General features: G+C 76.3%; 14 protein-coding genes. 8 read left to right on the plus strand and 6 right to left on the minus strand.

Annotation, left to right across the window (positions count from 1 at the left end; genetic code table 11):
* Window positions 1-4: 4 nt before the first annotated feature.
* The 5 genes from CELF_RS04755 to CELF_RS04775 all read left to right on the plus strand — a co-directional run bounded on the left by CELF_RS04755 (window position 5) and on the right by CELF_RS04775 (window position 7,493).
* Complete coding sequence (locus CELF_RS04755) at window positions 5-1,543, plus strand: NADH-quinone oxidoreductase subunit M (protein WP_013770110.1); 1,539 nt, start codon at window positions 5-7, stop codon at window positions 1,541-1,543.
* On the plus strand, window positions 1,540-3,282 hold the full coding sequence (gene nuoN / locus CELF_RS04760; RefSeq protein ID WP_013770111.1) for an NADH-quinone oxidoreductase subunit NuoN: 1,743 nt from the start codon (window positions 1,540-1,542) through the stop codon (window positions 3,280-3,282). The genes CELF_RS04755 and nuoN overlap by 4 nt, the downstream gene beginning before the upstream one ends.
* An 88-nt stretch (window positions 3,283-3,370) precedes the next feature.
* A complete protein-coding gene (locus tag CELF_RS04765; protein WP_013770112.1) occupies window positions 3,371-4,375 on the plus strand; it encodes a polyprenyl synthetase family protein in 1,005 nt (334 codons plus the stop codon).
* Window positions 4,376-4,597: 222 nt separating this feature from the next.
* A complete protein-coding gene (locus CELF_RS04770; RefSeq protein WP_013770113.1) occupies window positions 4,598-6,586 on the plus strand; it encodes an RDD family protein in 1,989 nt (662 codons plus the stop codon).
* A gap of 142 nt (window positions 6,587-6,728) precedes the next feature.
* Window positions 6,729-7,493, plus strand: coding sequence for a PP2C family protein-serine/threonine phosphatase (locus CELF_RS04775; protein ID WP_013770114.1), 765 nt, complete (start codon window positions 6,729-6,731; stop codon window positions 7,491-7,493).
* 137 nt (window positions 7,494-7,630) lie between these two features.
* Here the strand turns inward: CELF_RS04775 and CELF_RS04780 are convergent, their stop codons facing one another.
* The 6 genes from CELF_RS04780 to CELF_RS04800 all read right to left on the minus strand — a co-directional run bounded on the left by CELF_RS04780 (window position 7,631) and on the right by CELF_RS04800 (window position 15,824).
* A complete protein-coding gene (locus CELF_RS04780) occupies window positions 7,631-11,608 on the minus strand; it encodes a type VII secretion protein EccC (RefSeq protein WP_013770115.1) in 3,978 nt (1,325 codons plus the stop codon).
* A 229-nt stretch (window positions 11,609-11,837) separates the two neighbouring features.
* Window positions 11,838-13,295, minus strand: coding sequence for a hypothetical protein (locus tag CELF_RS04785; RefSeq protein ID WP_013770116.1), 1,458 nt, complete (start codon window positions 13,293-13,295; stop codon window positions 11,838-11,840).
* Window positions 13,288-14,457, minus strand: a complete 1,170-nt coding sequence (locus CELF_RS04790) for a S8 family peptidase (RefSeq protein ID WP_083835687.1) — start codon at window positions 14,455-14,457, stop codon at window positions 13,288-13,290. The genes CELF_RS04785 and CELF_RS04790 overlap by 8 nt, the downstream gene beginning before the upstream one ends.
* Window positions 14,458-14,579: 122 nt before the next feature.
* Complete coding sequence (locus CELF_RS21125; RefSeq protein WP_013770118.1) at window positions 14,580-15,086, minus strand: hypothetical protein; 507 nt, start codon at window positions 15,084-15,086, stop codon at window positions 14,580-14,582.
* A gap of 110 nt (window positions 15,087-15,196) precedes the next feature.
* A complete protein-coding gene (locus tag CELF_RS04795) occupies window positions 15,197-15,481 on the minus strand; it encodes a WXG100 family type VII secretion target (RefSeq protein ID WP_013770119.1) in 285 nt (94 codons plus the stop codon).
* 31 nt (window positions 15,482-15,512) lie between these two features.
* On the minus strand, window positions 15,513-15,824 hold the full coding sequence (locus tag CELF_RS04800) for a WXG100 family type VII secretion target (protein WP_013770120.1): 312 nt from the start codon (window positions 15,822-15,824) through the stop codon (window positions 15,513-15,515).
* Window positions 15,825-16,144: 320 nt separating this feature from the next.
* On the opposite strand from CELF_RS04800, the gene CELF_RS04805 reads away from it, so the two are divergent.
* The 3 genes from CELF_RS04805 (at window position 16,145) to eccD (ending at window position 20,343) form a co-directional block, all read left to right on the plus strand.
* On the plus strand, window positions 16,145-17,533 hold the full coding sequence (locus tag CELF_RS04805) for a hypothetical protein (protein WP_013770121.1): 1,389 nt from the start codon (window positions 16,145-16,147) through the stop codon (window positions 17,531-17,533).
* 67 nt (window positions 17,534-17,600) lie between these two features.
* Window positions 17,601-18,863 (plus strand): RDD family protein, encoded by a 1,263-nt coding sequence (locus tag CELF_RS19405; RefSeq protein WP_013770122.1) that lies wholly within the window; start codon window positions 17,601-17,603, stop codon window positions 18,861-18,863.
* A gap of 136 nt (window positions 18,864-18,999) precedes the next feature.
* On the plus strand, window positions 19,000-20,343 hold the full coding sequence (gene eccD, locus CELF_RS04815; protein WP_013770124.1) for a type VII secretion integral membrane protein EccD: 1,344 nt from the start codon (window positions 19,000-19,002) through the stop codon (window positions 20,341-20,343).

The following is a 20,343-nucleotide window of genomic DNA, read 5'->3' on the forward strand; positions in this document are numbered from 1 at the left end:
ACCGATGTCGACCTCCTTCCCCTGGCTGACCGCGCTGGTCGTGCTTCCCGTCCTCGGAGCGGTCGCCCTGTGGGCGCTGCCCGCGGGGTGGCGCGGCCGGACGCGCGCCGTGGCGCTCGGGTTCGCCCTCGCCGAGCTGCTGCTCGGCGTCGGCGCGCTGCTGGCGTTCGACACCGCGGACGCCGCCACGCACCAGCTGCTCGAGACGCACTCGTGGATCCCCGCGCTCGGGGTGTCCTACGCCGTCGGCGTCGACGGCGTCGGCCTCGCGCTCGTCCTCATGTCCGTGCTGCTCGTGCCGCTCGTGGTGCTCGCGGCGTGGCGCGAGCAGGGCTCCGTGGACGCCCCGACCGACCGGCTCCGCCAGTACCTGGCACTCGTCCTGCTGCTCGAGGCGTTCATCGTCGTGGTGTTCGCCGCGCGGGACGTGTTCCTGTTCTACGTCGTCTTCGAGGCGATGCTCATCCCGGTCTACTTCATGATCGGGATGTTCGGCGGCGAGCAGCGGCGCTACGCGGCCGTGAAGTTCCTGCTCTACTCGCTCGCGGGCGGGCTCATCATGCTCGTGGGCGTCATCGCGCTGTACCTCAACGGCCCGCGCGGCGCCGACGGCTTCCTCACCGCCAACCTCACGGGCCTCGAGCTCGACCCGACCCTGCAGAAGTGGCTGTTCCTCGCGTTCTTCGTCGCGTTCGCGATCAAGGCGCCGATGTTCCCCGTGCACACGTGGCTCCCCGACGCCGCCCAGCAGGCGCCCGCCGGCACGTCGACGCTGCTGGTCGGCGTGCTCGACAAGGTCGGCACGTTCGGGATGCTCACCCTGTGCCTGCCGCTGTTCCCCGACGCGTCCCGGTGGGCCGCACCGGTGGTCATCGTGCTCGCGGTCGTCTCGATCCTCTACGGCGCGCTGCTCGCGATCGGGCAGAAGGACCTCATGCGGCTCGTCGCGTACACGTCGGTGTCGCACTTCGGGTTCATCGTCCTCGGCATCTTCGCGTTCTCCGCGACGTCGATCGCCGGCTCGTCGTTCTACATGGTCAACCACGGGCTCTCGACGGGCGGGCTGTTCCTGCTCGTCGGCTTCCTCGCCGCCCGGCGCGGGTCGCAGCAGATCGCCGACTTCGGCGGCCTGCAGAAGGTCGTGCCGGTCCTCGCCGGGACGTTCCTCGTCGTCGGCCTGTCGGCGCTGTCGCTGCCGGGCCTGTCGACGTTCGTCAGCGAGTTCCTCGTCATCGTCGGCACGTTCACGCGGCACCCCGCGGCCGCGATCGTGTCCACGCTCGGTGTCGTGCTCGCCGCGATCTACGTGCTGTGGACCTACCAGCGGGTCTTCACGGGTCCGGTGCGCGACGAGCTCCGCGCGACGCCCGACCTCGGCACGCGCGAGCGCTGGGTCGTCGGGCCGCTCATCGCGGCGATGCTCGTGCTCGGCGTCGTGCCCGGCCCGGCCCTCGACCTCGTGCGACCGCCCGCCGACACCACGCTCCAGCAGCTCGGCTTCCCGATGCCGGTCGACGGCGCCCAGGAAGGGAACGACCAGTGAACGAGTTCACCGCGCCCGACGTCCCGTGGACGCTGCTGAGCCCGGCGCTCATCGTCCTGCTCGCCGCGGTCGTCGGCGTGCTCGTCGAGGCGTTCGTGCCCGCGCGCGTGCGCCGGACCGTCCAGGTGTCCCTCGCGCTCGGCTCGACCGCCGCCGCGCTCGTCGCGGTCGCAGCCCTGTGGCAGGGCGTGTCGGCCGACGGTGGCACGGCCGTGCTCGGCGGCTCGCTCGTCGTCGACGGGCCGACGCTCGTCCTGCAGGGCACGATCGCGCTGCTCGCGCTCCTGTCGATCCTCGTCGTGGCCGACCGCACCGACACCGGCGAGGACGCGTTCGCGCCGTCCGCCGCGGCCGTGCCCGGCTCCGACTACGAGGAGGTCGCGCGTCGCCGCGGACTGCAGCAGACCGAGGTGTACCCGCTGCTGCTGTTCGCCGTCGGCGGCATGCTGGTCTTCCCCGCCGCGGGTGACCTGCTGACGCTGTTCGTCGCGCTCGAGGTCCTCTCGCTCCCGCTGTACCTGCTCACCGGCATGGCGCGCCGTCGTCGCCTGCTGTCGCAGGAGGCGGCCATGAAGTACTTCCTGCTGGGCGCGTTCGCGTCCGCGCTCATGCTGTTCGGCATCGGGCTCGTCTACGGCTACAGCGGCTCCCTGCGGTACTCCGAGATCGCCGAGCAGACGCTCCAGGTCAGCGGCGCCGACACCGTGCTGCTCGTCGGCTCGGTCCTCGTCCTGTCCGGCCTGCTGTTCAAGGTCGGGGCCGTGCCGTTCCACACGTGGACGCCCGACGTCTACCAGGGTGCCCCCACCCCGATCACGGGCTTCATGGCCGCATGCACCAAGGTCGCCGCGTTCGGTGCGCTGCTGCGCCTCGTCTACGTCGTGCTGCCCGAGCTCGAGTGGGACCTGTCCGTCGTGCTGTGGGCCGTCGCGATCGCCACCATGGTCGTCGGCACCGTCGCGGCGCTCGTGCAGACCGACATCAAGCGCGTCCTGGCCTACTCCTCGATCGCGCACGCCGGGTTCATCCTCACGGGCGTCGTCGCGCTCGACTCCTCCGCGATCCCGGCCGTGCTGTTCTACCTCCTGGTCTACGGCGCCGGGACGGTCGGCGCCTTCGGGATCGTCTGGCTCGTGCGCGAGCGTGCGGCAGGCACCGACGACGAGCCCGGGCCGGTCCTGGGCGAGGCGACCCGGCTGTCCCAGTGGGCAGGTCTCGGTCGCAGCCACCCGGTGCTGGCCGTGACGTTCGCGCTGTTCCTCCTGTCGTTCGCGGGCATCCCGCTCACGGCGGGCTTCATCGGGAAGTTCGCGGTGTTCTCCGCCGCCGTCGAGGGCGGCGCCTGGCCGCTCGCCGTCGTGGGTGTGCTCTCCTCCGCCGCGGCCGCGTTCTTCTACGTCCGCATCATCGTGCTCATGTTCTTCGGCGGTGCCCCGGGCGACGGGACGCACGACGGCGCGGAGCACGTCGGCGCCGCCACGGCGGCAGGCCCGGACGAGGCGGCCGAGGTCGGGCTCGCGGACTCCTCGGCCGCCCCCGCGGGCGTGCCCGCGCCGGCGACGGGAGCCGCGACCGCGACGCTCGTCGAGGCACGCACGGCGACCACCACCACGGTCGTCGGCAGCGAGGGGTTCGCGCTCGTCGCGATCGCGGTGTGCGCCGTGGTGACCGTGCTGCTCGGCGTGCTGCCCTCGCCCGTCCTCGACCTCGTCACCGAGGTGTCGCAGCTGCTGCCGTGACGCGGGTGAGACCCACGCAACCCCGACGGGACCGACCGTCCGGCGGGGCGTGTCGGGCGCACCGCCGCGGGGAAGATAGGTTCGTGCCGTGACGACCACGACCGCCATCTCGCTGGCGGACCCCGCACTGAGCGCACGTCTGACGGAGCGGCTCGCCCTCGTCGAGGAGCGGCTGCGCGACGCCGTGACGCACGCCGACCAGCTCGCCGACGACGCCGCCCGCCACCTGGTCAACGCCGGTGGCAAGCGCCTGCGCCCGCTGCTCACGCTCCTCACGGCCGAGCTGGGCGACGGGTCGCGGCGCGAGGTCGTCGACGCGGCGACCGTCGTGGAGCTCACGCACCTCGCGACCCTGTACCACGACGACGTCATGGACTCCGCGCCCCTGCGGCGCGGCGCCCCGAGCGCGCACGAGGTCTGGGGCAACTCCGTCGCGATCCTCACGGGCGACCTGCTGTTCGCGCGCGCGTCCGCGACCGTCGCCGGGCTCGGCCCCGACGCCGTGCGGATCCAGGCCGCCACGTTCGAGCGCCTCTGCCTCGGCCAGCTCCACGAGACCGTGGGCCCGCGCCCCGGCGAGGACCCCGTCGCGCACTACCTCCAGGTGCTCGCCGACAAGACGGCCTCGCTCGTCGCGACGTCGGCCCGGTTCGGCGCGATGTTCGCAGGCTGCCGGCCCGACGTCGTGCGCACGGTCACCGGCTTCGGCGAGAAGCTCGGGGTCGCCTTCCAGCTCGCCGACGACGTCATCGACCTGACGTCCGACGGGACGCTCACGGGCAAGACGCCCGGGACCGACCTGCGCGAGCGCGTCCCGACGATGCCGGCGCTCCTGCTGCGCGCCCGCGCCGCGACCGACGCCGACCCCGCCGACCGTGCGCTCGTCGCGCAGCTCGACGCCGACCTCACCGACGACGACGCGCTCGCCGCGGCGGTCGCCGCGCTGCGCTCGCACCCGGTCGTCGCCGAGACGCGCGAGCGGGCCGTCGCGCTGGCGCGTGAGGCCGTCGACGAGCTCGCGCCGCTGCCCGCGGGACCGGTCCGCGAGGCCCTCGTCGCGTTCGCCGACGCGCTCGTCGACCGCGCGTCCTGAGCACCGGGGCGCGGGTCGGCGGCTCAGCCGCCGCGCGTCCGCCGCGCTCTCGTCGTACGCCCGCCGCGCCCTCCGTCGTCGGGCGCGTGCGGGTCGCCGACGCCCGATCGGAGCATGCCGTCGCCCGGTATGCGTGACCTGCGCAGGACGGTGCGGACGGGGTCGCGTGGCATCTGGCACCATGGCCGCGCGGACCCGCCCGAGGCCGCGACGGAGGTCACGGTGAGCACGCCCCCCCACGCACCGGTCACGTGCCCGGTGTGCGCCGTCCAGGCCGATCCCGGCACCCAGTTCTGCGGCTGGTGCGGAGCGCCCATTCCCGCGGCGCACGCGACCGCGACCGGCGCGGTGCCGCCCGCCGCGGCGTACGCGCCGACGGACGGTGCCGTCGCTCCCGTCGTCCCCTCGTCGCCTGCCCCTGCCGGTCAGGTCGCGCCCAGCGCGCCCGTCGTACCCGTCGCGCCGCCGATCGTGACCGCCGCTCCGCCCGGGCCCGTCCCCGTCGCGCCGCCGACCAAGCCCGCGCCCGGCGCGGGGCCGGGCCTCGCGCCGCCGCCCCCGCCCTCACCGACGACGCCGCAGCCCGCGCCGGCGCCCCGCACCGCGCCGCCCTCGCCCTCGGCCGGCGGGTCCGTCGCGGTGACACCCGGCGACGTCGCTCCCGTCTCGCGGCGCCTGCTCGCGTACCTCGTCGACGGGGCCCTGATCGGGGTCGTGTACGGCCTCGGCACGGTCGTCGCCCTCGCGACGGTCGACGCCACGGGGCGTCCGTCGCCGCTCGCGTTCCTGCCGCCGGTGCTCGCGGTGCTCATCGGCATCGGCCAGTGGGTCGCCGAGTCGACCACGGGGGCGACCGTCGGCGGCGCGCTGCTCGGCATCCGCACCGTCTCCGCACGGACGGGGCTGCCCGCGGGCCTCCTCGCGGTGCTGCTGCGCAACCTCGTCGTCGCCGCCGGCTCGCTGGCGTGCGGCATCGGCCAGGTCGTCGTCGTGCTGTCCGGCCTCTGGGACCGGGAGCCGGCCCAGCGCGGCTGGCACGACAAGGCCGCGGGGACGCTCGTCCTGCGCGCGGCGGCGGCACGTCGTCCGCGCCCCGCGGCAGCCGGGACCGGGGCCTGGGACTCGGCGGTCGCCCGCGCGGTCGAGCCGCGCGCCGTGGGACCGATGCCGTCCTCGGCGCCGCCGTCCGCTGCCGTGCCGCCCGGCCCGGTCGTGCCGCCCGTCACCTCCGTCCCGGGGGCGTCCTCACCCGGCACCGCCCCCGAGGCGCACCGTGCGGGCGGCGCCCACGCCGCTGCCGCGCCGAGCACGGAGGCGGTGGACGTCGTCCGGCCCGCGCCCGTCGACGCGTCGGCCCTGGCCGGCCCCGCAGCCGCGCCGCATCCCGCCGAGGACCCGCTCATCGACGCCGTGCCCGGTCTCGCGCCCCAGGGCGCCCCGGCCGGCGCCCCGGCGTCCTCGGGGCCGCTCATCGACAGCATCCCGGTCGCCACCGCACCGGTGCCGACCGCCGCCGTGCGGCGCGAGCGCACCGAGGCGCCGATCGACACCACCGCCGTGCCGCTCGTCGAGCTGCCGCCGCGCCGCGACCGGCCGTCGTCGGCTCCTGCCACGGGCTTCCCGAGCACCGCGCCGGCAGCGCCCGACGCAGCCGCAGGAGGTGCCGCGGGGACGTCGGGCGCCGACGCGCCCGCCCCGCCCGCAACCGGGGAGGGTGCGGCGGGTCGGCCGAACCCGGTGATGCCGCCTCCTGCACCGCTCGCACCTGCGGGCGCGGGCTCGTTCGAGGGGTCCCGACCCGCGGCAGGCCCCGCTGGGGACGCCGCCGCGACCGGGCTCGGGGACCTCGAGCACACGCGGCTGCGCGACGCGGGCCCGATCCCGCGCGCCGCGGCCCTACGGCTCGTGCTCGACACCGGCGAGCGCGTCGACGTCACCGGGGACGGGCTCGTGGGGCGCAGCCCCGCTCCCGAGCCGGGCGTCGAGCACGTCGTCGCCGTCGCCGACCGGTCGGTCTCCAAGGTGCACCTCGCGTTCGGCGTCGACCCCGCGGGCGGGCTGTGGGTCATGGACCGCGGGTCGACCAACGGCACGTTCCTCGTCGGCCCCGACGGTTCCGGCACGGCCCTGACGCCGGGGACACGGGGTGTCGTCGAGGCGGGCTGGACCGTCCGCTTCGGTGAGCGCAGCGCGCGCGTCGAGCGCGCCTGAGCAGCGGCTGTGCGCGCCGTCTCCCGCCGGGGGACGGTGGCACGCACGGCGGCTCGCCGACCCGTAGCATGAGCGCGGCGGCCAGCCCGGTCGCCCTCCCGACGGCGGGCCCGGTCGGGAGCGAGCCCCGCGCGAGGTGGTCGTGACGGCGACGTCGGACGAGTCGGTCCAGCCGGCCGTGGCGGGCGTGCGGGTCGACGTGGGGGTCGCGACGGCGACGGGTCGCCGGGACTCCAACGAGGACTCGGTCCTCGCCGAGGGCGGCGTCTACGTCGTCGCGGACGGCATGGGCGGGCACGACGCAGGCGAGGTCGCCTCCGCGACGGCCGTCGGGACGCTGCGCGCACTGGTCGGGACCGTCCCCGAGCTGTCGCAGGTCGTCGACGTGCTGCGCGGAGCGCACGAACGGGTGCGCGACCTCCCGTCGCACTCGTCGCGACGCCCCGGCACGACGGTGACGGGTGTCGTCCTGACCGAGCACGAGGGCCTGCCCTGCTGGATCGTCCTCAACGTCGGCGACTCCCGCACCTACCGGATGGTGGGCGGCGTGCTCGAGCAGATCACGACGGACCACTCCGAGATCGCCCTGCTCGTCGCGCGGGGCCTCGTGCCCGCCGACGTCGCCGCCCGGCACCCCCGTCGCCACGTCGTCACGCGCGTGCTCGGGGGCGGGGCGAGCGAGGTGGAGCCCGACGTGTGGCTGTTCCCCGTGAGCCCGGGCGACCGGATGCTCGCCTGCTCGGACGGCCTGACCGACGAGCTCACCGACCGCCGCATCCAGGCGGAGCTGCGCGCAGCCGACGGTGCCCAGGAGGCCGCGGACCGGCTGGTGGCCGCGGCGTTGTCCGCGGGAGGCCACGACAACGTGACCGTCGTCGTGGTGGACGCGACCGTCCCGCGTCGCTGACGCCGGTCACCTCCTGCTCGACCGCGGAGCCGACGTGACCCGCACGCGGGTGCCTCGGCCCACCCGTGCGCGTCTGCGCTCCCGCCGGCCCGACCCGACCGCGCGCCCGCGTGCGGCGGACGCGCGGTGCCCGGGCGTCAGGTGGTCGGCGGGCTCCAGACGAGCTGGACCACCTGCCGGCCACGGTCGCGCGTGACGAGCTGGGCGCGGCCGGGGACGGACGGCACGGGCTTCGCGCCGCCGATGAGCGCGCCCTCGTCCGGGCTGCCGGACAGCACGATGCCAGGTGCCGCGAGGTCGCGCAGCGACTGCAGGACGGGCTCGTACAGCGCGCGGCCGGCACCACCGGTGCGGCGTGCGACGACGAGGTGCAGCCCGACGTCGCCGGCCTGCGCGAGCAGCGGGACGAGCGCGGCGACGGGGTTGCCCATGCTGGTCGCGACGAGGTCGTAGTCGTCGACGAGCACGTACACCTCGGCGCCGGACCACCACGAGCGCGTGCGGAGCTGCTGGGCCGTGACGTCCGGCCCGGGCAGGCGGGTCCGCAGGTACGCGGCGAGGTCGGACAGCTCGGAGGTCGCCTGCTCCTGCGTGGTGAGGTACCCGGCGAGGTAGTCCGCCGGGATCTCCCCGAGCAGCGAGCGGCGCAGGTCGACGGCGAAGATCTGCGCCTCGGCCGGCGTGTGCAGGCGCTGGATCTCGCTGGCCACGGACCGCAGGAAGGCCGACTTGCCCGAGCCGCCGTCGCCGAACAGGTAGAGGTGGTCCTCCTCGCGCAGGTCGACGCCGACGGGCGCGAGGGCGGCCTCGTCGACGCCGAGCAGGATCTGGCGCGTGTCGGCCGGGCTGGCGGCGCGCACCTGGTCGAGCGTGACCTGCTCCGGCAGGAGGCGCAGCTTCGGGCCGGGGCGGCCCGTCCAGGACTGCGTGAGGACCTGGACGAGGTGCGCGACGCCGTCGCCGACCGTCTCGGGCGACGAGTCGCCGTCGACGCGGGGGAGCGCGGTGAGCACGTGGTGCTTGGACGCGACGAGGCCGCGGCCGGGGCGTCCCTTGGGCACGTTCGCGGCGACCTTGCGGTCGATCTCCGAGTCGCCCGTGTCGCCGAGCCGCAGCTCGATGCGGGTGCCGAACAGGTCCTTGACCTGCGAGCGGAAGTCCATCCAGCGGGCGGCGGCGACGAGCAGGTGCACGCCGAACGTCAGGCCGCGACCGGCGAGCGTCTGCAGGCGCGCCTCGAGCTCGTCGAACTCCGCGCGGATGGTGCTCCACCCGTCGACGACGAGGAAGACGTCGCCGTAGCCGTCGTCGGCGAGGCCCTGCGCGCGGCGGGCGCGGTAGGTCTCGACGGAGTCGATGCCCTGCGCGCGGAAGTACCGCTCGCGCGCGTCGACGATGCCCTCGACCTCCGCGACGACACGACGCACCACGTCGGCCTCGGACCGGGTCGCGACGCCCGCGACGTGCGGGGCGCGCGCGAGCGGCGCGAACGTGCCACCACCGAAGTCGAGCACGTAGAACTGCACCTCGAGCGGGGTGTGCGTGAGCGACAGGCCCGTGAGCACCGACCGCAGGACCGTGCTCTTGCCCGAGCGCGGTCCGCCGACGACGGCCATGTGCCCGGCGGCGCCGGTCAGCTGCACGACGAGGTTCTCGCGGCGCTGCTCGAGCGGCCGGTCGACGATGCCGAGCGGCACGGTGAGCGCCCCGGCGCCCCGCCACGCGGGCGAGACGAGCCCGAGCTCGGGGTGGACCTGCAGGTCGGGCATGAGCTCGTCGTACGTCGACGGGACGATCAGCGGCGGCAGCCAGACCTGGTGCGCGGCCGGGCCGCGGCCCTTCATGCGCTGCACCGCGATGTCGAAGGTGGCGCGCTCCTCGGCGTCCGTCTCGACGACCTCGACGGGCTGCTCGTCGCGCACGGGGCTGAGCACGGGAGCGGCGGTGAACGACTCGATGCGCGCGCGGCCCGACGTCGTGCCGGCGGTGGACACGGAGCGTCGGCGGCCCTTGGGCGGCCCGGAGACGTACGACGCGCGGAACCGGACCATGGTCGTCGGGTCGGGCTTGAGGTAGCCGACACCGGGCACGGGCGGCAGCTCGTACGCGTCGGGCACGCCGAGCACCGTCCGCGACTCGGCGGCGGAGAACGTGCGCAGACCGATGCGGTACGACAGGTGGGACTCCAGGCCGCGCAGGCGGCCCTCCTCGAGCCGCTGCGAGGACAGCAGCAGGTGCATCTGCAGCGACCGGCCCAGCCGTCCGATCGCGACGAACAGGTCGACGAACTCCGGCTTGGCGGTGAGCAGCTCGGAGAACTCGTCGGCGACGATGAGCAGCGCGGGGAGCGGGGCGAGGTCGGTGCGACCGTCGCGGCGCGCCTTCTCGTAGTCGGCGACGTTCGCGAAGTTGCCCGCTGAGCGCAGCAGCTCCTGACGGCGCACCATCTCGCCCTGCAGGGCGTCCTGCATGCGGTCGACGAGCGTGAGCTCCTCGCCGAGGTTGGTGATGATCGCGGAGACGTGCGGCATGTCCGCCATCCCGGCGAACGTGGCGCCACCCTTGAAGTCGACGAGGACGAAGTTCAGGTCCTCCGAGGAGTGCGTGAGCGCGAGCGCGAGCACCAGCGTGCGCAGCACCTCGGACTTGCCGGAGCCCGTGGCGCCGATGATGAGGCCGTGGGGCCCCATGCCCTGCTGCGCGGACTCCTTGATGTCGAGCGCGACGGGCTGGCCGCCGGGCGTGAGCCCGATCGGCACGCGCAGGCGGTCGCGCGCGAGCCGCGGCCGCCACGCGACGTCGAGGTCGAGGTCGCGGATGTCGCCGAGGCCGAGCAGGTCGACGAGCTCCGACGACACGGCCGGTCCCTCGTCGCCGCTGTCGTGCGAGTCGAGGTGCATGGGCAGCAGCCGCCGGGCCGCGGCCTCCGCGTCGACCACGGAGAGCTGGTCGGCGTCGAGGCGCGACGGCTCCGCCCCGAGGCGCAGCACGTCGACGGGCGCACGACGCACGCCGTCGCGCTCGACCGCCGTCCCGACGAGGAGCCGGAGCGTGCCCATGTCGTCGAGGTCGTCCCAGCGCTCGGGGATCTCGAGCACCGTCACGCCCATGACGCCGTCGTCGGTGAGGATCGCGTTGCCCGCGGGCACCTGCCCGCCGTCCACGACGACGACGAGGTGCGGCTGCGGGTTCGACCCGGCGACCGCCGGGCCGAACCGGGGACGCTCGCGCAGCCCCTCGGGCAGCAGGTCCTCGATCTCCGCGAGCGTCGTCCCGATCATCCGGGCCGCACCCACGGCGTCCTTGTGCCGCGTGGAGTGCGCGTGCGGGAGCCACTTGACCCAGTCCCACTCGGGCAGCGCCCGGTCGGACGCGAGCACGGCGACCTGCACGTCGTCGGGGGAGTGGAACGTCGCGAGCTGCGCGACGATCGCGCGGGCGAGGGCCTGGCACTCCTCCTCCGAGCCGGCGAGCTGCAGCCGGGCCGTCGAGCGCAGGTCCACCGAGAGCGGGATGTCCCGCTGGATGCGGTGCGTGACGAGGAAGCGGTGCGCCGCGGAGGCCGCGACGGGGTCGAGCTGGGCGAGCGGCGGCGTCTGCGGCGGCTCCAGCTCGAGCGCGAGCGGCTCGGTGCCGACGCCGACCCGTGCCCGCAGGTACTCCTCGTGGTCGGGCCCGCGCTCCCAGACGCGCGTCCGCTCCTCCGCGACCGCGGCGAGCACGCGCGGGTCGGGCGCGTTCCACTCCGCGCGGCGGCGCTGCGCCCGCGCGACCTGCCGGACCGTGCCGCGCAGGTCGGCCAGGTACGCGAGGTACTCGCGCCGCGCGCCGACGACCGCTGCCTGGTGCTGCGCCCGCTGCCGCCAGCCGTTGACGCCGACGAACCCGAGCGACGCGACGAGGAACATGCCGGCCGCGATCATGCCGCGCGGGCCCGGCTGGGAGACCGCCACGAACACGATCGACCCGACCGAGCCGAGCATGGGGATGACGTTGGCGAGGAGCCCGCTCACCCCGTCCGACGGCTGGATCTCCGGCGGCGGCTGCAGCACGACCTGTCCCGCGGGGACGGTCGGCGGGGCAGGGGTGTGGCCCTGGGTGGGGGCGATCGTCATCGGGACATGCTCCTGGGACGGGTCGGCGGTCGACGGGTCGTCGCGTCGGCAGCGCGGTCGGCGACGCTCACCGTAACGTCCTGGCGCGGGTCGCGGCGGCGGTGCCCGGGATGTCGACCTGTCCGGCCCACGCCCCGCCGGGCACAAGGATCCCCCGCGGACGCCCGAGGGCCCGGCGACCGGCGCCGGGCCCTCGGTGGGGTCGTGCTGTGCGTCCGACGGCGGACGGTCACCAGCTCTCGTCGTCGCTGTCGTCGCTGCGGACCACGACCGCGTCGCGCGAACCCGCGCGACCAGCCGCGCCGAGACGAGGGGCGTCGGCGTCGGACACGGCGATGTCGGGGGCGAGAGGGCCGCCTCCGCGACGACGGCGGGACTGCTCGTTGCGCCCCGCGCCGCCGGCACCCGGCATCATGCCGCCGCCGGAGGGACGGCGCGCACCACCGGCCGCACCGGCACCGGCACCCGCCGGGGAGCCGGAGACCAGGCTCGACCCCGTGCCGGAGAGGCCGCTGCCGGCCATCCCGCCACGCGCACCGGCTGCACCGCCGATGCCGGCGGACCCGCCGACACCGCCGACCGCACCCGAGCGGGCACCGCCGAGCGCACCGCCCGCGTTCCCCGTGCCGCCGGCCGGGCCGGCGCCGAGGACCGAGGCCATGCCACCACCGGGGACGGGCACGCCGGCCCCTCCGAGGCGGCTCAGACCGGCACCGCCGAGCGCGGCGCCGCCGACGAGCATGCCGCCCGCCAGCCCGCCGCCGATCCCGCCGGAACCGATGCCGCCGGAACCGGTCCCGCCGCCCGCACCGCCGCCGCCACCCGGGGTCCACCCGGGGGAGATGCCCGTGGTGGGACCGGAGGGGACGGTTCCCGTGACGGGACCGTCGGGCGTGAGGTCGGTGCCGTCCGGGTCCTCCGGCCACACGGTGACCGGCGGATCGACGACCGGGTCCACCGGCCGGACGGGGTCCACGACGAACTGCGGCGGCTGCGGGACGGGCTGGCCGATCTGGACGACGGGCCCGCCCGTGTCGATCTGCAGCTCCTTCGTCCCACCCCCAGGGCCGCGCCCGGTCCCGCCGTCGGGCCGGGTGTAGTCCCCGATCCCCTGCCCGGGACCCGGGACGGGTCCCGGGGGTGGGGGCGGCGGGGGCGGCGGCGGGACCGAGCCGAAGGACGGGGGCGTCGGGAGTGTCGACACCGCGCTCGACATCGCGGTGCTCATCGCCGTCAGGGCCTGACGCGCCTTCGCCTCGCGCTCCGCCTCACGCTCGTCGGAGATGTGCTCCGCCGCGACGGCGCCGGCGACCGTGCCGATGCCCGGCAGGGTGACGGTCCCGAGACCGATGATCCCCGCCTTCTCCCAGCCGCTCAGAGCACCGTCGGGCAGGTCGCGGTAGGCGTCGCGGGCGGTCGTGATCGCCGTGCGCGCGTCCGCCGCGCTCGCGCTGGCCTTGCTGAAGGTGTCCGCGAGCCGGACGAGGTTGGACGCGAGCTCCTGGAGCTTCGCGGTCGCGTTGTCGGCGGCGGTCCCCGTCATCCCGAGGTCGTCCGAGATGGACCGGACCGACTGCGAGAACGTGTCGAACGCGAGCCCGATCAGGTCGAGCTGGCGCGCGTCGTCGTCGAGGCTGCCGAGGTCTGCGTCGAGCGTCGTCTTGAGCTCGTCCGAATATCTACCCATGGTGTTCCCCTCGGTTCACGGCGTCGAAGGTCGAGTGCCCGGTGGCGGGCGGAGGTGCGACGGGGGCCTGGCGGGAGCCGCGACGGCGAGTGGTGACGACGAGCACGACCACGCCCACGACGAGCAGCAGGCCCACCACGCCGAGGCCGACGACGGCCAGCGTGCCCAGACCCGACGAGGCGTCCTCGGCCGGCGTGTCGGTTGCGCCGCCCTCGCCACCAGCCGTGGGTTCGTCGCTCGCCTCGCCGAAGATCTCGGAGGCGTCCGGGCCGAGCTCGGTGTCCTCCGCGATGAGCGGGTTGACGTCCTCGTACTGGGTCGGGTCGGTCTCGACGATCCGGGCGACGTTGAGGACGCCGTAGCCGTAGTCGTCGGTGTGCGCGAGCTCGTGCGCCTGGGAACCGGTGTTGCGCACGACGGACTGCAGGATCTGGTTCGGCGTCGCGTCCGGCCACCGGGACATCGCGAGGGCGATCGCGCCCGAGGTGAGGGCGGTCGCCGTCGACGACCCGCTGGCGACGGAGTACTGCCACGTCGGCCCGTAGTACACGCGGATCTCTCCGCCGGGTGCGACGACCCCCAGCTGGGCACCCGACGGGCCGGGCAGGAGGGCGCCGACCTTGTCGGCCCCGGACACGGCGAGCACCCCGTTGTACGCCGCGGGTGCGTCGACCTGGCCCGGCTCGTTGCCGGCGGCCGCGACGAGGATGACGCCCTCACGGTGCGCCCGCGCGATCGCGTCGTGCATGAGCGCGGCGGAGCTGAACGCCATGCTGACGATGTCCGCGCCGTCGTCGATCGCCTCCTCCAGCGCGGCGTCCTCGCCGAGACCCGGGCAGTCGTCGACGCCCGGCGTGCCGTGGGCGTTGGTGGCGTAGAAGCGCACGGTCGCGTCGGGGGCGACGCCGAGGATGCCGGGCTGGCCGTCCGCGCCGGCGTCGGTGCCCAGGATGAGGGCGGTCATCGCGGTGCCGTGCTCGGCCTCCACGGCGGTGGTCGCTGCGGGCACGTCGACGCCGTCGACGGGGTCGCAGAACGACGGCTCGCGCACCTGCAGGTCGGTGCCGACGAGATCGGGGGCGGCGGGGTTGACCGCGGTGTCGATGACGGCGATCTGCACGCCCTCTCCGCGCGTGACCTGGTGGATCTCGGGCAGCCGCATCGCGTCGATGTACCAGCGGCCGTCGGGGGTGGTGGCGGCGCCGGCGGAGGTCGCGGGCACCGCCAGGAGCACCGCGAGCGCGACGGCCGCCGCGCCCGCCGTGCGACCACGAGACGCGAGCCTCACCACGAGCCTCCACCCGGGGCCGCCGACACCTGCGGCGTCGGTGCCGGGCTCGGGGTCGGCGACGGGGTCGGGCTGGGGGTCGGGCTCGGGCTGGGCGACGGCGTCGGGCTGGGGGACGGCGTCGAGGAGCCGCTCGGGTTCTCGGGCGTGCACAGCGGCACCGTCGTCGAGGGCGCGTCGAGCCGCTCGGTCAGCCGACGCAGCCGCTCCTGGACCGCCTCGTCCTGGAGCTGGAGCGCCGTGGCGCTCTCGACGAGCGCGTCCTTGTACTCGCCGATGAGAAGACGCACGGAGTCGAGCGAGTCCTTGTACTCCCCGATCCGGAACCGGAAGGCGTTCATGAAGCTCTGCGCGTCGGGCGCGGCGGACCACACGGCGCGGGTCTGCCGGGAGCGCATGTCCTGGAGCGCGCCCGCGAGCGTCGTCACGTTGTCGTGGAGGCTCAGCAGCCGGTCGAGCCGGTTGCGCAGCACCTCGAGGTCGAGCTCGACGTCCCCTGCCACGTGGGTGGTCCTTTCCTGCGTCTCCGAGCGCGGCACCTGCCGACGCGCGGGGGGTGGTGGTGCGGACAGCGCCGCACCCACCCGGTCAGGTGGGTGCGGCGCCGGGTGGTTCACCAGCGGGCGGCGTTGGCCTTCTCGGTGGACTGGTACTCCTCGCCGGACGTGGCGACCGCGCGGCCGACGTCGGCCAGCAGGGCCTTCATGTCCGTGATCGCGGCGGTCCACTTGGCCTTGGCGGCCTCGTAGGAGGCCGAGGCCTCGCCGGACCAGTTCGCGCGCAGCGGCTGGAGGGACGAGTCCAGGTCGTTCAGGCGGGACTCGATCTGGTTGGCGCCGGACTGGATGTCGGCGGCCGCGGTGGCCAGGCCACCGAAGTTGACCTTGAGGTCGCTCATGGGGTCGCTCCTTCGTCTGATCGGCCGGGCGTCAGCCCAGGCGGCCCTGCAGTCGGCTGAACGTGGACTGCTGCGCGTCGTCGGACGCCGTGTAGGACGACTGCGACGACAGCAGGTTCTGCTCGAACTCGTTGAGCGCCGAGACGATCTTGGTGGCGTCCTCGCGCCAGCGCGTCATGAGCGCGTTGAACGCGACCGCACCCTGGCCCTGCCAGTGCGACCCGATCCCGGCGAGCTTGCCCTCGAGCGAGGACAGCTCGCGCTGCAGCTCGGCACGCGACCGCGAGACCGCGTCCGCCCCCTGCTTGAGAGCGCCATCGGCAGCGGAGACCTCAGCAGCCATGACCACCTCCCCTTTCCGGCGCACCGCGCCGATCTCGCACGTCACGGCAGTGCCGGACGCTGGCCCCAGTGACCGCAGGCAACGATAGCGGGCGATGTCCGGTTCGCGTCGATCCGCGTCCACATCCGACCTGATCGGGCGAGTGCCGGGGTGCGGCGAACCGGTGCGGGAGCGCGCCGATCGGGTGCATCTCGCCGCGCCACCCGGCGTGGCGCGCCGTCCGTGGGGCGGGACGCCGCTCGGGCCGCGGGGGCTCCACGTACCATGTCGCGCGTCCACGGCTGCCGTGGGCGTGGCACCGCACGAGGAGAGGGGGGAGCGTGAGCGCGACCGACGTCACCCACGAGCCCCCCGTCCGGGCCGGCTCCCACGTCCGGCTCGGGCTGGACCTCGGGACGGAGCGCCGGGACGTCGCGCTGCGGTCCGACGTGGTGCTCGGCGACGCGCTGCGCTCGGCGCTCGTGCCCGTCGACGACCCGGGTGTCGTCGTCCTCGACTCGGCCGGGACGCGGCTCGACCTGTCCCGCGCCGCGGGCGCACAGGTGTCCGACGGCTCGCTCGTGCACGTCGTCCGGGTGGGTGCCGCACCGGCGTCGCGCGCGGGGCTGTGGGCCGCCCGCCGCCCGGACGTCGCCACACGGCGCCCGCCGCCGCAGGCCGGTCTGCTCGCCGTCGTCGCCCTCCTCGCGGCCGCCCTCGTGGCGGTCGTCCTGCTGCCGGGAGGCCCTCGCCCCGGCGCCCTCGCGCTGCCCGCCGCCGCCGTCCTGGCGGCCACCGCGCTCGGGGTCGCGCTCGCCCGGGTGCCGGCGACGACCGCCGGGACGGTGGCCGCGCTCGCGCTCGCGGCGTTGGCCGGTGCCGTGGGGGTCGCTCCCGTGGACGGGCCGGGACGCCGGCTGGCCGTCACGGTCGCGCTCGTGCTGGCCGCGCTGGTCGGTGGTGTGCGCGTGCTCGTGACGCGCGCCGCGCGGGCGGGGGAGGACGACGCGGTGGTGCTGCTCGCCGTCGTCGCGACCGCCGCCGTGGTGCAGTCCGCGACGCTGCTCGCGGCCGTCCCCGCCGTCGTCGGCGCGGCCGCCCTCGTCGGGGCGGGGCCGCTCGTGCTGCGCGCGCTGCCCCGCCTCTCGCTCGCGGTCCCCGACGACCAGCTCGTCGACCTCGCGCACGTGTCGCGCACGGCGCCGTCGGTGCGCTCGCCGCGCCCCCGGGCACTCGGCCGTGTCGCGACGGCGCAGGTGGCGAGCGCCGTCGGGCACGCCGAGCGGCGCAAGGACACCGCGGTGCTCCTCGTCTCCGCCGTACCGCCGCTGCTGCTGCCCGTGGTGCTCGTCGCCGCGCCCGTCGGGTCGATGGCCGCGTGGGGCGGGCTCGTCCTCGGCCTCGCGGCCGCGTTCGCGTTCCTCGCCCAGCCGCGGTCGTCCCGCGGCGACGTCGCGCGCGTCGTGCCGCGCGTCGCGGCCGCGGTGCTGCTGCTGGAGACGCTCCTGCTCGGCCGGCACGGCGTCGACGGCACGGTGCTCGCGCTCGGGCTCGTGCTGGTGGCGCTGACGGTCGCCGTCCTCGCGCTGCCGCTCGGGCGCGGCTGGTCGTCCGTCGCGTTGTCGCGCACCGTCGACGGGCTCGAGGGGCTCGCGACGGTCCTCGTCCTGCCCGCGGCCGCCGTCGCGGGTGGCGCCGTGGACGTGGTCCGGGCGCTGGCGTCGGGATGAGGCCGGCCCGCCCCACGCCGCCGCGCGCGGCGACCGACGACGCACACCGCACCCGGCAGGAGGACGCATGAGCACGGACGCAGGGATGACCGCCTGCCCGGCGTGCGGCCGCCCGACGCGCGTCGGCGCACGGTTCTGCACGGGGTGCGGCACGCCCCTGGCGGCGGGTCCGGTGCCAGGCCCGCCGGCCCCCGCGCAGCCCGTGCCGCCCGTGCCGCCCGCGCCGCCCGCCCAGGTCGGTGCTCCCCGCTGGGCGGCCCCGCCGCAGCCCCCGGCGCCGGCCGCCCCGCAGCCGGGTGCCGCACCGACCCGTCGGGCGCAGCGCGCGGCGACCGCCGTGGTCGAGCCCGAGGTGCACGTCATCCAGGCACAGCCCGTCGCGCCCGCGCGGGCCCGGACCGGCGCACGCGCCGCGGTCGGGCTCGGGCCGTCGTTCGGCGACGCCCCGGCGGCGACGGTGGGCGCGCGCCTCGGCGCCTACCTCGTGGACGCGGCGGCCGTGAGCGTCGTCGGGGTCGCGACCCTGCTGCTCACGGGACGTCCGGCGCTCGCGGGGCTGCTCGCCGCCGAGGTCGTCGTCGGGCTCGTCGTGTGGGAGGCCCGGACCGGGCGCACCCTGGGCAACCTCGCGCTCGGGCTGCGCGCCGCCCGCGTCGAGTCGCCGTACGCGCTCGGTGCCGGCCGGGCCGGGCTGCGGGCGCTCGTGCTCGCCGCCGGTCACCTCGTCGCCGGGCTGGGCCAGTGGGTCGTCGTGGGCTCGGTGGCCGCGGACTCCTCGCCGCGCCGGCAGGGCTGGCACGACCGCGCCGGTCGCGCGGTCGTCGTCGACGTCCGGCGCATGCCGGAGCACGCCGCCGCCGACCCGGCCGCGCCCCACGGCTCCGTGCAGCAGACCGCGCCGCCGCGACCGCGCCCGGCTTCGGCGTCCCCCGCGGGCACCGCCGCCCCGGCCGTCCCGCAGCCGACCGCACCGGCTCCGCGCCCCGTCCCGTCGCGCTACCTGCTCACGCTCGACACGGGCGACGTCTGGACCGTGCACGGCCAGGGGCTCGTCGGCCGTGCCCCCCAGGTGCGCGAGGGCGAGCGGCACGACCACCTGATCGCGATCGAGGACCCGGAGCGGTCCCTGTCGCGCACGCACGCCGTCTTCGGCGTCGCCCGCACCGGCTTCTGGGTCCGCGACGCGGGCTCCGGCAACGGCACGGTGCTCGTGCTCCCGTCCGGCCAGGCCGTGACCGTCACCGCCGAGCAGGCGGTGACGGTGCCGAGCGGCTCGACCGTGCGCATCGGCGGGCGCGCGTTCACGGTGCAGGAGGTGCCCCCCGCATGACCGGCCACCGCCCAAGCGCGACGACGGCGGTCACGCGCGGAGCCCCCGAGGGCCCGACCGCCCTGCGCGCCACCCCGACCGACCCGGGCGCCCACGCGCCCGAGCGCCCGAACCGCGGAAGGACGTCGAGACCGCGATGACCGAGCTGACCACGAGCCCGGCCGGGACGCTGCTGCGCGTCTCGGTCACGGCCGACGACCGCCGGGTCGACCTGGGCGTGCCGGGCACCGTCGCGACCGCCGAGATCGTGCCGGGCCTCGCCCGCGCGCTCGGCGTGCTCGACGCGTCCACGGTGTACGGCGGGTACCGGCTGGTGCGCGCCGACGGCCGCGCGATCGACTCCTCCCGCAGCCTCATCGCCGAGGGCGTCGAGGACGGCGCGCTGCTGACCCTCGAGGTCGGTGCGCAGCGCCGTGAGGTGCGCGTGTACGACGACGTCGTCGAGGCGGTCGCCGACGCGGTCGAGGACCAGTACGAGCCGTGGACGCCGCGGGACACGGCGCTCGGGGCCGCCTGGGCGGCGGTCGCGCTCGCGCTCGTCGCCGCCGCGCTGCTCCTCGGCGCGGACCGCGCGTCGGTCATGCCGCCCGCCGTCGCCGCCGCCGGTGCCGTCCTGCTGCTGGCCGCGGGCGCGGTCGTCGCGCGCGTCGGCCACGAGCCGGGTGCCGCGCGCATCCTCGTGCCCGCCGCGTCGGTGCTCGGTGCCGTGGCGGGGCTGACGCTCGGGACGGCGGCGCCGTCGTGGGGCTGGCCCGCGGTCGCCGCGGGGGTCGGTGCGGCGGTCACGGGGCTGCTCGGCATCCCCGCGCTCGTGGACCGGCGCGAGCTCGCGGCCGGGCCGGTCGTGCTCGGACTGGCGGTCGCCGCCGGCGGTGCCGGGGTCGCGCTGTCCGGCGCCGACGCCTCCCACGTGCTCGCGATGGTCGTCGCCGTCGTCGTCACGGCGAGCATCGGGCTGCCGTGGCTCGCGCTGTCGAGCACCCCGCTGCGCGTCGTCTCGCCGCGCTCCGACGCGGAGATCCTGCTCGACCCGCCGCCCGTCGACCCGGAGCAGGTGCGCCGGCAGCTCGAGCGCGCGCACCGCACGCAGGTCGCGCTGCGCATCGCGGTCGGCGTGCTCACGCTGCTCGCGACGCCCGCCGTCGTGCAGGGCGGGGTGCTCGGCACGGTCCTGCTGGTCGTCGCCGCGGGCGGCGTGCTGCTGAGCACCCGGCAGTCGTACTCGCGCGCCGACGTGCTCGTGGTCGTCGCGTCGGGCCTGCTGTCGCTCGGGGCCGCCGTGGTCGCCGCGGCGCTCGCGCACCCGACGTGGCGGCCGGTGCTCGTCGCGGCGTGCGGCGGCGCCGCGCTCCTCGTCGTCGGGCTCGGCCTGGTCGCGCCGCGCCGGCGGGTGGGCCTCGCACGCGTCGGCGACGCCGCCGAGATCGCCTGCCTCGCCGCCCTGCTCCCGCTCGGCGTCACCGCCGCCGGGCTCGTCTGA

It is taken from the genome of Cellulomonas fimi ATCC 484 (assembly GCF_000212695.1).
Classification (GTDB): Bacteria; Actinomycetota; Actinomycetes; order Actinomycetales; family Cellulomonadaceae; genus Cellulomonas; species Cellulomonas fimi.

What these genes read in the sequence shown, in the direction of transcription:
- CELF_RS04755 (WP_013770110.1), top strand. Translation starts at nt 5, where the DNA reads ATGTCGACCTCCTTCCCCTGGCTGACCGCGCTGGTCGTGCTTCCCGTC.
- CELF_RS04780 (WP_013770115.1), bottom strand. Translation starts at nt 11,608, where the DNA reads ATGACGATCGCCCCCACCCAGGGCCACACCCCTGCCCCGCCGACCGTC.
- CELF_RS04785 (WP_013770116.1), bottom strand. Translation starts at nt 13,295, where the DNA reads ATGGGTAGATATTCGGACGAGCTCAAGACGACGCTCGACGCAGACCTC.
- CELF_RS04790 (WP_083835687.1), bottom strand. Translation starts at nt 14,457, where the DNA reads ATGCGGCTGCCCGAGATCCACCAGGTCACGCGCGGAGAGGGCGTGCAG.
- CELF_RS04795 (WP_013770119.1), bottom strand. Translation starts at nt 15,481, where the DNA reads ATGAGCGACCTCAAGGTCAACTTCGGTGGCCTGGCCACCGCGGCCGCC.
- CELF_RS04800 (WP_013770120.1), bottom strand. Translation starts at nt 15,824, where the DNA reads ATGGCTGCTGAGGTCTCCGCTGCCGATGGCGCTCTCAAGCAGGGGGCG.
- CELF_RS19405 (WP_013770122.1), top strand. Translation starts at nt 17,601, where the DNA reads ATGAGCACGGACGCAGGGATGACCGCCTGCCCGGCGTGCGGCCGCCCG.
- eccD (WP_013770124.1), top strand. Translation starts at nt 19,000, where the DNA reads ATGACCGAGCTGACCACGAGCCCGGCCGGGACGCTGCTGCGCGTCTCG.